We start from the raw sequence: 14,266 nt of genomic DNA, 5'->3' as shown, positions 1-14,266 counted from the left end.
CCGGCGAGGGTATTTTTGGCCAGATGAAGCGCGAATCCCTTGTTCATCTGGCTCCAAATTTCCCGGGGGAGTCGTCCGGAACGGGCGGCGGTGGCAACGCCCCCTACCCGTCAGCAGTCAAACGCACTGGCAGACCGTGAGGCGTTGTCAGGTAAGCCTTTTCCCACGCATTCCGATACTGGGTGACTTCGCCAGCGACCGCCGAGCCTTGCTCGTCCAGCAACTGCTCGAGAGTTTCCAGCCAAGCATGGAAATAGTCATCGCCCCCGTCTAGATCGCGATCCAGTCCGTGGCGCTTTAGCGTCTGCGAAAAACGCGTGGCCCAGTCGGGCCAGTCAAAGCATCCAGCCTCGTTCAGGGCCACAGTTACCGCAAATACTTGAGCGTGCCAGGGTTCGGCAAAAACAGGTTCAGGCGCAGAATGGGCAGCGCAATTGCTCATGCTGGCTCCAGATAGCTTTGCCAGAGGTCCAGTACGACCTCGTCTTTGGGGTTTTCCGGGTCTGCCCACAATTCCGAGGCTGGGAAGACCACCGCATAGAGCGGCTCGGGCGCCTCGCCAAATCCATGCGCATTGGCGTCCGGCAGCACATGTGTGCCATGCAGCCGCATGACCTTCCCGGTCGCACCGGATGCATAGATCGGCAGGCGCGTGTGGCCGCCATCAACCAGTCGATTGGCGGCCGGATGTACGGTACGTACACTCTGCCCAATCTTGAACCGAGCGGGCACATCTGACGGGCGGTCTGCTGGCCCGCCCTTGGCAAGGGCTGCAGCGACGGATTCGGCTTTCAGAGCGCGGGCAGACAATGGGTGCGGGTCGTCCGAAGCTGCCCCTGTGAAATCCTCCTTAGTCAGCACACCCGATTCCACCAGCAGATCAGCAAGGCTCGATATCCACTTTTCGTAATAGGAAAACCGCGCATAATCCTTGGGGGACAATCTCTCGCGCGCGTGGCGCGAGACGTCTATGTTCCACTTCCCCAGAAACCCGGCGGCCAGAGTCACCGCCAGCGCCCGCCCGTGCCAATCCTCGGCAAAAACCGGTTCGTCATCGGATTTGGGCCGTACCGGGCCGTCACCAAAGCGACCGCCCATATCGTGCACGCGGGTCATGAGGGCTCCTTGGGCAGGCCCGTTCCGATCATGCAGTCACGGGTGACGAGAGCGGCCAGATCGTCTTCGCCCAACCCTTCGGTGCCTGCGGGACGCATCGGCAATACGAGGTAACGAATCTCGGCAGTCGAATCCCAGACACGAACGGCCGTCTCGGACGGCAGCGTGACCCCGAATTCGGCCAGAACCTTGCGCGGTTCCCGGGCCGCGCGAGCCCGGTAAGCATCGGACTTGTACCATCCCGGCGGAATTCCCAGCAGAGGCCACGGGTAGCAACTACACAGCGTACAGACGACCATGTTGTGAAGGTCCGGCGTGTTTTCCACCGCGACGATATGTTCACCCTGACGCCCATAGAAACCCAGATCGGCGACAACTGGCGTTGCGTCTGCAAGCAGAGCTTTCCTGAAGTCCGGATCGATCCACGCCCTTGCAACCACGCGCGCGCCGTTTTGCGGGCCGATCTTGTTCTGATAGGTGTCGATGATCTCATCCAACGCCGCAGGGTCGATCAGCCCCTTGCGGGTCAGAATCGTCTCAAGCGCCTTAACGCGCAGCGCGGGGTCAGGTGGCAACAAAGCGTGTGGGTGGTCGGGATCGTCATGTGGCATGGGTCGCAGCCTGCGTTACCTTTTGCCCAGCTGTCCAGTCTCTTTGCCGTGATGCTGCATATCAGGGGTCGTGATGGCAACTCCTCCCTTGCCCCCGATGGCAAACTTGCATAAGTACCACGCGATACACGCCACGCTGTACAGGACCACCATGGAAAACGTCGTTCTCATCATCCATCTTCTCTTGGCTCTGGGCCTGATCGCCGTTGTTCTGATGCAGCGGTCCGAAGGCGGTGGCCTGGGTATGGGCGGTGGTGGCGGTGGCGCCATGACCGGCCGCGCTGCAGCGACGGCATTGGGCAAGGTGACCTGGATTCTGGCGGCCTGCTTTATCGTGACCTCGATCACGCTGACCATTCTGGCCGCTCAGAAATCTTCGGGCAGCTCGGTGATCGATCGTCTGGGCGTTCCGGCCCCTGCCGCGACCGAGGAAAGCACTCCGGCCGTTCCGTCGACCGATGATCTTCTGCCTCCGGCACAGGGCGACAACGCGCCGCTGATCCCGCAAGCGGACTGATCCACTACACTTAGAAATCTAAAAGAGAGCTGCAACAGCATCTTGCGGTTCTCTTGCGCTATTGGCGCGAATCCTTTATACGTGAAGTCCCGTGATGCAGCGGTTTTTCGGAACCGCCGGGCAGCTGATATTGACGTCTCACGGGAGCAGCCGAAAAACATGGCGCGTTTTATTTTCATCACTGGTGGTGTTGTTTCGTCCTTGGGCAAAGGACTGGCTTCGGCGGCTCTGGGCGCGCTGTTGCAGGCCCGGGGGTATTCGGTGCGTCTGCGCAAGCTGGACCCCTATCTGAACGTCGATCCCGGCACGATGTCGCCGTTTGAACATGGCGAAGTGTTCGTCACCGATGACGGCGCCGAGACCGATCTGGACCTTGGCCACTATGAACGTTTCACCGGCGTGGCCGCGCGCAAGACCGACTCGGTCAGCTCGGGCCGGATCTATTCCAACGTGCTCGAGAAAGAGCGCCGCGGTGACTACCTTGGCAAGACCATTCAGGTGATCCCGCACGTCACAAATGAGATCAAGGATTTCATCGCCATTGGTGAGGATGAAGTCGATTTCATGCTGTGCGAAATCGGCGGCACCGTGGGCGATATCGAGGGCCTGCCCTTTTTCGAGGCCATCCGTCAGTTCAGCCAGGACAAGCCGCGCGGTCAGTGTCTGTTCATGCACCTGACGCTGCTGCCCTACATCAAGGCGTCCGGCGAGCTGAAAACCAAGCCGACCCAGCACTCGGTGAAAGAGCTGCGTTCGATCGGTCTGGCCCCTGATATTCTGGTCTGTCGTTCCGAAGGGCCGATTCCGAAGAAAGAACGCGAGAAGCTGGCGTTGTTCTGCAACGTGCGCCCCGACAGCGTGATCGCTGCACAGGACCTCAGCACCATCTACGACGCCCCTCTGGCCTATCACAACGAAGGTCTGGATCAGGCGGTTCTGGATGCGTTCCAGATCAGCCCTGCCCCCAAGCCCGATCTGGCGAAATGGGAAGACGTCAGCGACCGCATCCACAACGCCGAAGGCGAAGTGAAGGTTGCCATCGTCGGCAAATACACCCAGTTGGAAGACGCTTATAAGTCGATCGCCGAGGCGCTGACCCATGGCGGTATGGCCAACCGGGTCAAGGTCAAGGTCGAGTGGGTCGATGCCGAGGTTTTCGACACTGAAGATGCAGCCCCCTATCTGGAAGGCTTCCACGCCATTCTCGTACCCGGCGGCTTTGGCGAGCGTGGCACCGAGGGCAAGATCAAGGCCGCGCAATACGCGCGCGAGCATAAAGTGCCCTATCTGGGCATCTGTCTGGGTATGCAGATGGCAGTAATCGAAGCCGCCCGGAACGCTGCAGGGATCACCGAGGCGGGGTCCGAGGAGTTTGACCACGAAGCGGGCAAGAGGCGCTTCGAGCCTGTTGTGTATCACCTGAAAGAGTGGGTACAGGGCAACCACAAGGTCGAACGTAAAGTCGGTGACGACAAAGGCGGCACCATGCGCCTGGGCGCGTATAACGCGGTTCTGGCCGAAGGTTCAAAAGTGGCCGAGGTTTATGGCGGCACACAGATCGAAGAACGCCACCGTCACCGCTATGAGGTGGACATCAAATACCGCGAAAAGCTGGAAAAGGCGGGCCTGAACTTCTCGGGCATGTCGCCGGACGGGCGTTTGCCGGAAATCGTCGAATGGTCGGACCACCCGTGGTTCATCGGTGTGCAATACCACCCGGAACTCAAGTCCAAACCGTTCGATCCGCACCCCCTGTTCCGCGATTTCGTGCGCGCAGCGAAAGAAAGCTCGCGTCTGGTCTGATCACGGACCGTTCACTCTATTGTTTCGGTCGGCGCGAAACATCTTTACGCGCCGACTGATTGCACGGTTAACTGCCGCAATAGCAGCGACAGGAGATCGGCATGACCAACCAGATTACCCAGGCGGAAGAATTTGCAGCCCTGCATAAGAAGGGCGATCCGGTCATCCTTTACAACATCTGGGATGCCGGCAGCGCCGGGGCCGTGCGCGATGCGGGGGCCAAGGCGATCGCCACCGGCAGTGCTCCGGTTGCGATGGCGCAGGGGTTTGGCGATGGTCAGAACATCCCGATGGACGCCGCGCTGGACAATGCCCGCCGGATCGTCGCGGCGGTTGATCTGCCAGTCACGTTGGACTTCGAAGGGGCCTATTCCGAGGACGTGCTGGGCGTAGCCGCAAACGTACAACGCGCGCTGCAGACCGGCGTCATCGGCTTCAATTTTGAGGATCAGATCGTTGGTACCAGCGATCTTTATAACATTGAAACGCAGGAAGCGCGGGTTAGCGCCATGCGCGAAGGCTGCGATGCAGCCGGTATCCCGGCCTTCATCAACGCGCGCACGGATATCTTTCTGAAGGCCAAACCTGAAACCCACTCAGACGCTATGCTGGACGAGGCGATTGCCCGGGCCAAAGCCTATGCTGATGCCGGTGCCAGCGGGTTCTTCGCACCTGGACTGAAAGACGAGGCAATGATTGCCCGGCTGTGCGAATCGACCCCTCTGCCGGTCAACATCATCGCCCTGCCCGGCACACCCGACACGGCCACGCTGGCCGGGTTGGGCGTGGCCCGGATCAGCTATGGCCCTGTTCCCTATCGACAGATGCTGGGATGGCTGCAGGAGCAGGCAAAACAGGCCATTCAGAGCGGTTGATTCTCCAACTCTGGGATCACGCTCAGCGTGTTTTTGCCATACATGGCAATCCCGGTGTTATTTGATCCCATGACAGGTAGTCCGCGCTTGGCGGGCTACAAAATATGGAATATCCTCTGGGCATGTTGAAGAAATTCTTACAGGCTTTTCGCCCGCCACAACACGACAACCTGCCCGACCCGGATGCCGAGCTGGCATTGGGCGCACTCATGGTGCGCGTGGCGCAGGCGGATCGGGATTACAAGCTTGAAGAAATCAGCCTGATCGACCGCATCCTTGCGCGGCTGTATCAGCATAACGCGATCGAGGCTGCCAAGGTCCGCGCCACCTGTGAAAAGTTGCACGCCGCCGCACCGGAAACCGACACATTCGGCAAGCTGATCCGCGAGACCACCGACCTGCACGAACGTCTGGCCGCGCTGGATGCCTTGTGGGAGGTCGTTCTGGCCGACGGCAATTCCGACGAAGGTGAGATGAATATCGTCGAAGAGGCACGCATTGCCATGGGGCTGAGTTTCAACGACAGCCAGACCGCGCGCGAACGGGTGCAAAGACGCTTGGAAGAGCGTTAGACCGTCTCTATATCTAACACATGTTCAGTGATTTTCTGGCACGGCTGACACAGCCCGCCCCCGACCCGCTTGCCGATGATGACGCCCGTCTTGCCCTGACGGCCCTGCTGGTGCGTATCGCGCGGGCCGACAACGACTATGCCGACACCGAAATGGCCCGAATCGACAAGATTTCGGCGCAGCGCTATGGCCTGTCCCCGTTCGAAGCCGCCGCCTTGCGTGCCCGTGCCGAGGATCTTGAGGCCGAAGCCCCCGACACCGTCCGTTTCACCCGCGCGATCAAGGAAGCCATTGCCTATGACGACCGTCTTGCCGTGGTGCAGGCAATGTGGTCGGTCGCTCTGGCCGACGGACAACGGTCTGGCGAAGAGGATTCGCTGCTGCGGCTGGTGGTCAGCCTTCTGGGCGTCAGCGACGTGGATTCCGCTCTGGCCCGCCAAAAGGCCGCCAAATCGTGATTGCGATGCTGGGCATGTATGACATGCCCGCGCTGCAGCCGGCAAATGACCGGTTCTGGACCTTGATTCGGAATCATCTTGGCTATGGCCCCGATCGCCTGACCCGAGACGCGGATGTCTGGGACATCTGGCTGAACCCTAATCTGACCTTTGCCCAGACCTGCGGGATGCCCTATCGCACTCACCTACACGGCAAAGTGCAGCTGGTCGGAACGCCAGACTACGGGCTGGCAGGCTGCCCGCCCGGCTACTACCGCTCGGTTTTCGTTGCCCGTCAGGATGACCCGCGCGACCTGAGCCAACTTGCGACCAGCACCTTTGCCTACAACGAAAAACTGTCGCAGTCGGGCTGGGCCGCGCCGATTGTTCATCTTGAAGGTCGCGGCTTGCGGCCCGGCAGCACCGTAACAACCGGCGGCCACGCGCAATCGGCACAAGCAGTTGCAGAAGGCCGGGCCGATTTCGCGGCTCTGGACGCGCTGACATGGGAAATGCTTAAAGCGCATACCGACCTTGGCGCGGATTTGCGCGAAGCGGGGACCACGGCCCCGACGCCCGCTCTGCCATATATCACCGCCGACAGACAGGACGCCCCCGCAATCGCCCGCGCCGTTCGCACCGCGATTGGCGACCTTTCCGCGACGGACCGCGATTTACTGCACCTTCGCGGACTGATCGATATCCCGGATGGTGATTATCTGTCGGTCCCAAATCCGTCTCAGGTTTAGACAACCGGGCTTATTCGCTGACCAATTTGGCCAATACCTTTGGTCAATTTGACTGTTTAAGCCCCCGATGATGTCAATTGCGCATTGCATTGCCCCGATTTTTAAGCCCTATTACCGCACCAACACCGATAACACATGGACCATCCGTGACAGATTCCACTCCCGTCATCGAAATCAAGAACCTCCACAAAAGTTTCGGCAATCTGGAAGTGCTGAAAGGCGTCGATATAACGGCAAGACGCGGGGACGTTGTTTCGCTGATCGGGTCGTCGGGATCGGGGAAATCCACCCTGCTGCGCTGCTGCAACCTGCTGGAAGACAGCCAGCAGGGCGAGATTCTGTTCAAGGGCGAGCCCGTGCGCTGGTCCGGCGACGCGCACCACCGCCGCCCCGCTGACTCGAAACAGGTCATGCGCATCCGCACCAACCTGTCCATGGTGTTTCAGCAGTTCAACCTGTGGGCTCACATGACCATCCTGCAAAACGTGATGGAGGCCCCCGTCACCGTGCTGGGCCGCGACCCGAAAGAGGTTGAGGACAGCGCCCGCAAGTACCTGGATAAAGTAGGCATCGGCGACAAATGTGACGTCTACCCGGCGCAGCTCTCCGGTGGTCAGCAGCAACGCGCCGCCATCGCCCGTGGCCTGTGCATGGAGCCCGAGGCGCTGCTGTTCGACGAACCGACCTCGGCGCTGGACCCCGAATTGGAACAAGAAGTCATCAAGGTGATTAAGGATCTGGCCGCCGAAGGCCGCACCATGATCATCGTGACGCATGACATGAAAATGGCCGCAGACATCTCAAGCCATGTGGTGTTTCTGCACCAAGGTTTGATCGAAGAAGAGGGTCTGCCGGAAGATATCTTCACGTCCCCCGAATCCGAACGACTTCGGGGCTTTCTATCCGCCACAAAGGCGGCTTAACTTCAGATCAGAAAACAAACTGGGGAGTATCCAATGAAAAAACTGATCCTGACCACTGCGGCTCTGGCGCTTAGCGCTGGCATGGCCATGGCGGACACCATCCGTCTGGGCACCGAAGGCGCCTATGCGCCGTGGAACTTCGTCAACGACGCTGGCGAGATTGACGGATTCGAGCGTGAGCTGGGCGATGAGCTGTGCAAGCGCGCCAATCTGGAATGCGAATGGGTCAAGAACGACTGGGATTCGATCATTCCGAACCTGGTGTCGGGCAACTACGACGCAATCATCGCTGGCATGTCGATCACCGACGAGCGTGACGAAGTCATCGACTTCACCCAGAACTACACGCCGCCGGACCCGTCGGCCTATCTGGCGATGTCCGAAGACGTTGACCTGGCGGGTGGCGTAATCGCGGCACAGACTGGCACCATTCAGGCGGGTTATGTTGCTGATTCCGGCGCGACTCTGGTTGAGTTCGCAAACCCGGAAGAAACCCTCGCAGCTGTACGCAACGGCGAAGCGGATGCGGTTCTGGCGGACAAATCCTTCCTCGCGCCCTTCACCGAAGATGGCTCGGGCCTGCTCTTTGTTGGCGATGAGGTCCCGCTGGGCGGTGGCGTCGGCATGGGTATCCGCGAATCCGACGGTGAGCTGAAAGAAAAGTTCAATGCAGCCATCCAGTCCATGAAGGACGACGGCAGCCTGAACGAGCTGATCACCAAATGGGAAGTGTCTTCGACCTTCTGATTTGAACTCTGCGGCGCGCCTTCCCCTAGGGCGCGCCGCCTCAGAGCCTTTGCCAGTCAAAGAGGCCCGCCATTTTCTCGTTCTGCACTGACCCCGAAACACTCGGCACGTTCCGTTGGTTCTCTTGTTATCTGACCAACGGTGTGCACTGGTTGTTCTATCTGTCCTTCTTCAAGGTGCTGCTGCTGCTTGCGATCACCGCGCCGGTAGCACTTGGCTTTGGCTTTTTGGGGGCGATGGCGGCCCGGTCGCATTTCCCGCCTCTCAGCTTGTTGGGCAAGGGTTATATCGCCATCGTGCGCGGCGTGCCGGATATTGCCTTCTTCATGTTCTTCGTAATCGCACTGGATCAGGCATTCGAGTGGACGCGCCACAAGATCCTCTGCCCGGAATGGACCGATCCTGTACGTCAGGGCAATGACTTTATCGTCTGTCAGGCTGCCAAACTGCCGCTGGGTACTGCACCGGAATGGGTGCACGAAACCTACGGGTTCTTCCTGGCCGTCATTACATTCTCTATCGTTTTTGGCGCCTTCGCTGCCAACGTCTTGTTCGGCGGCATGCGCGCCGTCCCACACGCCCAGCTGGAAACGGCCGAGGCCTACGGCATGACCCGCCGCCAGACCTTCTGGCGCATTCTGGTGCCACAGATGTGGGTCTATGCCCTGCCCGGCCTGTCGAATCTGTGGATGGTGCTTATCAAAGCCACGCCGCTGCTCTTCCTGCTGGGCATCGAGGACATCGTCTATTGGGCACGCGAACTGGGCGGGTTCAAGAACCCGAAATTCACCCAATATCCGCATGGCGACTGGCGCATGTGGTATTTCCTCGCCCTGCTTGTGTTCTATCTGGGCATGACCCGCATCTCAGAGATCGGTCTTGAACGGCTGATGCGCCGCCTGTCCCACGGTCAGGCGACCTCAGGCGGAGAGCTGCTGCGCAAGGAGACCACCGCATGAGCTGTATCCAAACCATTCAGGACTACGGCCTGCGCTCGATCGGCATTGGTGAGCGTCTGCTTCCCCGAAACGATTTCACCTTGTGCGAGCAGTTTACCCTGATCGGCTCGGGCATGATCTGGAACATCTATTTCGGGATCATGGCGCTGGCGACCGGATTCTTCCTGGCCACCGCGCTCGCCCTTGGTAAAGCGTCCACGAACAAATGGCTGCGCAAACCTTCGGAATGGTTCATCTTCCTGTTCCGGGGCTCACCGCTGTTCATCCAGTTCTTCTTTGCCTACTTCCTCTTCCTGTCGCTGAAACAGACCTTTCCGTTCCTCGACGCTCTGACTTCAGCCTGGTTGGGCGCATTGATCGTGCTCTTCTGCAACACCGCAGCCTACTCGGGCGAAATTTTCTATGGCGCGCTGCGGTCGATTCCCAAAGGTGATATCGAAGCTGCAGACGCCTATGGCATGACCGGCTGGTCCCGGTTCCGCCGTATCGTCTGGCCAACCATGCTGCGGCTGGCATGGCCTGCCTACACGAACGAGGCGATCTTCCTGTTCCACGCCACCACGCTGGTGTTCTTCTCGGCCTTCCCTGTGTGGCAACAGCGCGGTGACGCCCTTTATTACGCGGGCTATTTCGCGGACAAGACGTTCAACCCGTTCATCCCCTACCCGATTCTGGCCTTCTACTTCATCCTGCTGACGCTGGTCGTCATCTGGGGGTTCGGCGTGGTCAACAAACGGCTGAACCGACACCTGCCCGTAGCGAAACGGAGCAAAATGAAGCTGAGACTGAACCTGGCGCGCTGATCACAGGCGCGCCAATCACCCCTTTGGGTCAGGTTTTCTGAAAATCGAAACAGCAGAGCTGAGCGTGTTACGCGCGCTGCATCGTATGCTGTTTGAGAGAGATGGTACCGCCTCCCTGGCTTGAACAGGGGACCTCTGGATCCACAATCCAGCGCTCTAACCAACTGAGCTAAGGCGGCACTCGTGAGGGGCGATGTACCGAACGCGCAGGGGGAATGCAAGAGGATTAAAGCCGAAATTTCCAGCTTTGTTCGACAAGATCGACCCCAAATGAATGTACCGGTTTGCTGTCCAGCAACTGCCACCCATTCACCCGATACAGCGCACAGGCCGCCCGGTGGCTTTCATGGGTCCATAGCCGCATTTCCGCGTATCCAACGCTGCGTGCAAAGCCCGTACAGGTGTCCAGCATCCGCTTTCCCAGCCCCTGCCCCCGGACCTCCGGCAGCAGCAGGAACAGCCGCAGTTTGGCGGTTTGATCATCCAGCGAGACGCAGAAGATACTGCCCAGCCGTTGCCCCGCGTGTTCGGCGATCCAACCCCGCTCGCGCGTCGAATCGTGATCGGTGTTAAAATCGTCCAGTATGCGCTGCACCAGAGCACCGAACGAGGCGTCAAACCCTTCGTCCCTCGTGTATAGCCTGTGGTGTTGCTCTACCAGCCAAGGCGTATCTGCAGGGCGAAAGGGCCTGATCCGGACGTTATCCATGATCTATCTGACCGCAAAGGCAGCTTGATTCTCAACCCTTTGCGCGCTAGCACGAACGCTCAGTCCCGGAGGCGAACATGGGCATCAACACCGAACGCGACATTCAGGCAAACCTGCAGATCGGCCCCACCGATCAAGGCATGATACGGCTGTTCATCGAGGCCGATGGCATCGAGATACCAATGGATTTCGATCCCGAAGAAGCCGAGGAAATCGCGGACGAAATCCGCGCTGCCGCGCAAGCTGCCCGCGCCGTCAAAGGCTAAGCCTTCAGATCCGGGGATCACGCAGCGCCTGTAACCTGCGGGCGGCGTCCACCGCAAACTTCTGGATCATCTTCTTGCGTCGCGCCGGGGCTAGCTTATCTTCCGGCGCCATGCGGACAATCTCGGCATCATAAGCGTCGGCGATGATCAGGCCGGTTTCCGCGGGCAACAGATCGGTCGGGAAATCGATGTCCACCGCCCAGAAAAACCGATCGCACCACTCAAGATAGCCTTGCCACTTGGAATCTGATTGGTAATCAGCCCGGCTGGATTTGCATTCGATCACCCACAGCTCACCCTTGGGGCCCAGCCCCATGACATCGACACGAAGACCGCGCGCCGGCACGAATTCTTCAACCGAAACAAAGCCATGCGTCAGCAGGTGACGGGCGACGCCCCGCGCCAATCGTTGTCCGGGCTGAAGATCTAGTGTCATACGGTAAGTGTGAACAATTCGTGAACAAAAAGCAACCTCGCGGTCAACACAGCCGCCATTTATTCAGGCCCGAGCAGATAAATTGGCACGGCTTTCGGAATGGGCCGCGGCCCAGGTGGACGGATCAGCCAACATGAAGTATCCAAAAGGCCAATAGGCAGTCTGCAAGGTATTGGAATTGTTTAACGACAAGGTCGCAGTGTGGACCATGGTCCGCAACGAGAACTTCTTTTTGAGGCTCTGGGTCGACTACTATTCACGATTTGTCCCGCGTCAGAACCTATTCATCCTTGTTGATGGGGCGGACAGCGAATTGCCGGACAACCTTGAGGGCTGCACGGTCATTGTTCTGCCGCAAGACGATCCAAGCCCCGGATGGGACCAGAGACGCTGGAACTTTCTGTCTTCCTTCGCCGGTTCTTTGACCCTTCGCTATAACGTGGTCATCGGCGGCGACGTGGACGAGCTTGTGGCTCTGGACCCCGAGATCGGATCGGATCCGATCCGGTATATACTAGAAGAGACCACGGCAGACGTCATCGCGCCGTTTGCGATTGATCTGGTTCACAGAACCGACCTCGAAGACGCGTTCGACCCGTCACGCGGTATCCTCGAACAGCGATCTTTCGGGCGTATAAACACGCTCTACAGCAAGCCTTGTATCCTCCGGAAACCTGTCACGTGGAGCTTGGGCCAACATTTCTCATCCAACCCCGACCGCGTGCTGTCGGACAAACTATTTCTGTTCCATCTCAAGTATCTGGACAACGGAATGCTGATCGAACGCCAACAGGAACGGTTGCAGCAGATTTCAAACCCGGACGCCAAAATGGTCGATGGCGTAGCTGGCAGGGGTTGGTATCGGACCCTCGACCAAATCTCGGACGAGTTAAAGGTCTTTGCGGACGCTGGCCCACCGCGTCAAGTGGACCTCTCATTTCCGCATATTCACAAAAAACTGCGCGAAACCTGGGCTTTCGACAAACAGGAAGGTTTGTGGAGGCACGCAACCATCAGAAGAAGCTGGACATTCCCAATTCCGGAACGATTTAAAGCCCTGTTCTGAACCCTGAGACTTGCGCAAGGCGGTCGTACGCCCTACTTAAGCCCGTGGCGGGCACTGCCCTTCTTGTGACTGGTAGCATTCTGGTGGCCTTAAGCAATTCCGAGGGGGCTGGCTCTGTTCAGGTCCTGGCCTGATTACCTGGCGCCCACCTGTACATACAGGTCCTCGGGAATCACACCGCACGGTTGACTGGTGGTCCCGCCACATCACCACCTTAGTCGTCGACCGAAAGGTCCTGTTGGACAAACCCCTCGTCCGACAGAGCGAAATCATACAGTTTCCTACCCTTCCACTGCGGCATGTATTCGTCGAAGAACTGGTTCTTCTGTTCGGGCCAAGACGGCACAACAAAATCCACCTCAGGCAACCCGACACCAAAGCTTAGGACGTTTGCACCCTGGTACCGCCGGGCAGCCTGCAGAACCGCGTAGTGCAGCAGGACGTGTTCGATGTGACCGTACTCACCCACTTGATTGTGTGTGATGATGGTCGACGGCCTGATCTGTTGCATCAGGGCAAAAGCCGATCCGCTCAGCAGGTCGAACAGAGGATGGCGGTGCAAAGGGCGCAGCAACTCAGGGGGATTGTCCGCGGGCTCGGACGGCATCTTGATAAAGCGCCGCAACCGCCTGTGATCCTCTTCAACGGCAAAGGGAAACTGAACCCTCCGAGCCCCAACCGCATCACACACGCGCTGCATGGCTGCCTCGCGAGTGTTTGTATCACGGCGGTTGGGCGCGGGTCGAAAGAAGCTGGCGACCGTCACATCCGCCTTGTCCTTCAGGCGTGACAGTGTCGAGCCGCAAAACAACGTCTCGTCATCCTGATGGCACACGCAAAGCAATATCCGTTGGCCCATCAGGTTTTCGAAATTGGCCTTGCTCGCGACAATATCCGGCCCGGTCGTCAGCACATCATAAGTGGCGCTTTGTATCTCCTGAAACTGCGAAGAAGTGACCCGACGGGCCCGCCCCTCTGCGATCATTTTCTCGGAACTGGCCTGAACATGGCCGTTCTTATTGTCGCCCTGCAACAGATAGCAGCGCCCGGCCAATCCTGGCCAAACAGCCTCGACCTCCTGAATTCTGGTTTTCTTCAATGCGTCGAGGTGCAACAGGTCGATCGGGCCAAAGGGTTGTTCTGCCGCCGCCTGACGCAACCCGTCAAGGGCGTCCGACATGTACAGTTTGACACGCCCCGGAAACCTGTCTCCCAACCATTTGAAAACAATCGGAACATAGATGTCCACCGGCGGCCAGGACGCCCTGAGCCGCTGCCCGAGATCGATCCCTATAAACTTGAGTTCAGGATTGGAGTGCAACGCCAGCAAGGCTGCATGTCCCCCGGCGACGCCGACCTCGACAAAACAGGTACTGTCCTGTGCCAACAGGTGCAGAGCCCGTCGCTTGGGTTCCATCCCGGGTTCCAGATCGCTCAGATGGAAGTCCGGTTGCATATGACCGTAACAGACGTTCCCGTTGATGGCGACAGGTTCACCTGCCCGCTTCAACCCCTCTGCAATGGCATGGTTCAGGTCTGCAAGATCCTCGCGAAAGGCCCGAGAGGCGATGACCTCTTCGTAAGTTCTGGTGTTCACAGGATATGCTCTTTCGCTGCCGGTTGGTGTGTTTGGCCAACATCAGATGGCAACATGTTCCGACATTCAAGCGGTTTACG

At 58.9% G+C, this 14,266-nt stretch carries 18 protein-coding genes and 1 tRNA gene; 12 read left to right on the top strand and 7 right to left on the bottom strand.

The features are described from left to right. Nucleotides 1-103: 103 nt before the first annotated feature. From GOX63_RS00390 to nthA, 3 genes are read right to left on the bottom strand one after another with little or no spacing between them, the layout of a single operon-like run. On the bottom strand, nucleotides 104-442 hold the full coding sequence (locus GOX63_RS00390; RefSeq protein ID WP_170324502.1) for a nitrile hydratase accessory protein: 339 nt from the start codon (nucleotides 440-442) through the stop codon (nucleotides 104-106). Next, nucleotides 439-1,116 (bottom strand): nitrile hydratase subunit beta, encoded by a 678-nt coding sequence (gene nthB / locus GOX63_RS00385; protein ID WP_170324501.1) that lies wholly within the window; start codon nucleotides 1,114-1,116, stop codon nucleotides 439-441. The genes GOX63_RS00390 and nthB overlap by 4 nt, the downstream gene beginning before the upstream one ends. Continuing rightward, the gene (gene nthA, locus GOX63_RS00380) at nucleotides 1,113-1,727 is read right to left on the bottom strand and encodes a nitrile hydratase subunit alpha (RefSeq protein WP_170324500.1); all 615 of its coding nucleotides are present in this window, start codon (nucleotides 1,725-1,727) and stop codon (nucleotides 1,113-1,115) included. Before nthA ends, nthB begins: the two co-directional genes overlap by 4 nt. A gap of 151 nt (nucleotides 1,728-1,878) precedes the next feature. On the opposite strand from nthA, the gene secG reads away from it, so the two are divergent. From secG to GOX63_RS00330, 10 genes are all read left to right on the top strand, one after another. Continuing rightward, nucleotides 1,879-2,244 (top strand): preprotein translocase subunit SecG, encoded by a 366-nt coding sequence (gene secG, locus GOX63_RS00375; protein ID WP_170325501.1) that lies wholly within the window; start codon nucleotides 1,879-1,881, stop codon nucleotides 2,242-2,244. Between the two features lie 159 nt (nucleotides 2,245-2,403). Further along, nucleotides 2,404-4,047 carry a CTP synthase gene (locus tag GOX63_RS00370; protein ID WP_170324499.1) on the top strand — a complete coding sequence of 548 codons (1,644 nt, stop codon included), beginning with the start codon at nucleotides 2,404-2,406 and terminating at the stop codon, nucleotides 4,045-4,047. A gap of 101 nt (nucleotides 4,048-4,148) precedes the next feature. Beyond that, complete coding sequence (locus GOX63_RS00365; RefSeq protein ID WP_170324498.1) at nucleotides 4,149-4,922, top strand: isocitrate lyase/PEP mutase family protein; 774 nt, start codon at nucleotides 4,149-4,151, stop codon at nucleotides 4,920-4,922. A 122-nt stretch (nucleotides 4,923-5,044) separates the two neighbouring features. Continuing rightward, complete coding sequence (locus GOX63_RS00360) at nucleotides 5,045-5,494, top strand: TerB family tellurite resistance protein (RefSeq protein ID WP_170325500.1); 450 nt, start codon at nucleotides 5,045-5,047, stop codon at nucleotides 5,492-5,494. Between the two features lie 20 nt (nucleotides 5,495-5,514). After that, nucleotides 5,515-5,952 (top strand): TerB family tellurite resistance protein, encoded by a 438-nt coding sequence (locus GOX63_RS00355; protein WP_170324497.1) that lies wholly within the window; start codon nucleotides 5,515-5,517, stop codon nucleotides 5,950-5,952. Continuing rightward, nucleotides 5,949-6,680 carry a PhnD/SsuA/transferrin family substrate-binding protein gene (locus GOX63_RS00350; protein WP_170324496.1) on the top strand — a complete coding sequence of 244 codons (732 nt, stop codon included), beginning with the start codon at nucleotides 5,949-5,951 and terminating at the stop codon, nucleotides 6,678-6,680. Before GOX63_RS00355 ends, GOX63_RS00350 begins: the two co-directional genes overlap by 4 nt. A gap of 146 nt (nucleotides 6,681-6,826) precedes the next feature. Next, the gene (locus GOX63_RS00345) at nucleotides 6,827-7,603 is read left to right on the top strand and encodes an ABC transporter ATP-binding protein (protein ID WP_170324495.1); all 777 of its coding nucleotides are present in this window, start codon (nucleotides 6,827-6,829) and stop codon (nucleotides 7,601-7,603) included. Between the two features lie 33 nt (nucleotides 7,604-7,636). Continuing rightward, the gene (locus tag GOX63_RS00340) at nucleotides 7,637-8,350 is read left to right on the top strand and encodes a transporter substrate-binding domain-containing protein (protein WP_170544443.1); all 714 of its coding nucleotides are present in this window, start codon (nucleotides 7,637-7,639) and stop codon (nucleotides 8,348-8,350) included. Between the two features lie 71 nt (nucleotides 8,351-8,421). Then, nucleotides 8,422-9,309: an ABC transporter permease gene (locus GOX63_RS00335; protein WP_170545024.1), complete on the top strand. Its 888-nt coding sequence runs from the start codon at nucleotides 8,422-8,424 to the stop codon at nucleotides 9,307-9,309. Continuing rightward, nucleotides 9,306-10,112: an ABC transporter permease gene (locus GOX63_RS00330; protein ID WP_170324493.1), complete on the top strand. Its 807-nt coding sequence runs from the start codon at nucleotides 9,306-9,308 to the stop codon at nucleotides 10,110-10,112. Before GOX63_RS00335 ends, GOX63_RS00330 begins: the two co-directional genes overlap by 4 nt. A gap of 102 nt (nucleotides 10,113-10,214) precedes the next feature. On the opposite strand, the gene GOX63_RS00325 is transcribed toward GOX63_RS00330, so the two are convergent. Continuing rightward, nucleotides 10,215-10,291, bottom strand: a tRNA-His gene (locus tag GOX63_RS00325). A gap of 47 nt (nucleotides 10,292-10,338) precedes the next feature. After that, nucleotides 10,339-10,821 (bottom strand): GNAT family N-acetyltransferase, encoded by a 483-nt coding sequence (locus GOX63_RS00320; protein WP_170324492.1) that lies wholly within the window; start codon nucleotides 10,819-10,821, stop codon nucleotides 10,339-10,341. Between the two features lie 77 nt (nucleotides 10,822-10,898). Between GOX63_RS00320 and GOX63_RS00315 the strand changes: the two genes are divergently transcribed. After that, on the top strand, nucleotides 10,899-11,087 hold the full coding sequence (locus GOX63_RS00315; RefSeq protein WP_068334412.1) for a DUF6324 family protein: 189 nt from the start codon (nucleotides 10,899-10,901) through the stop codon (nucleotides 11,085-11,087). 4 nt (nucleotides 11,088-11,091) lie between these two features. On the opposite strand, the gene GOX63_RS00310 is transcribed toward GOX63_RS00315, so the two are convergent. After that, a complete protein-coding gene (locus tag GOX63_RS00310; protein WP_170324491.1) occupies nucleotides 11,092-11,523 on the bottom strand; it encodes an MmcB family DNA repair protein in 432 nt (143 codons plus the stop codon). A 208-nt stretch (nucleotides 11,524-11,731) separates the two neighbouring features. Between GOX63_RS00310 and GOX63_RS00305 the strand changes: the two genes are divergently transcribed. Then, complete coding sequence (locus tag GOX63_RS00305; RefSeq protein WP_170324490.1) at nucleotides 11,732-12,589, top strand: hypothetical protein; 858 nt, start codon at nucleotides 11,732-11,734, stop codon at nucleotides 12,587-12,589. 214 nt (nucleotides 12,590-12,803) lie between these two features. Here GOX63_RS00305 and GOX63_RS24055 read toward each other — a convergent pair whose 3' ends face one another. Further along, nucleotides 12,804-14,186, bottom strand: coding sequence for a PIG-L deacetylase family protein (locus GOX63_RS24055; protein WP_170324489.1), 1,383 nt, complete (start codon nucleotides 14,184-14,186; stop codon nucleotides 12,804-12,806). Nucleotides 14,187-14,266 lie beyond the last annotated feature (80 nt).

The sequence above is a fragment of the Ruegeria arenilitoris genome (genome assembly GCF_013031355.1).
Lineage (GTDB): Bacteria > Pseudomonadota > Alphaproteobacteria > Rhodobacterales > Rhodobacteraceae > Ruegeria > Ruegeria arenilitoris_C.
This window is presented reverse-complemented; position numbering and strand designations above follow the sequence as displayed.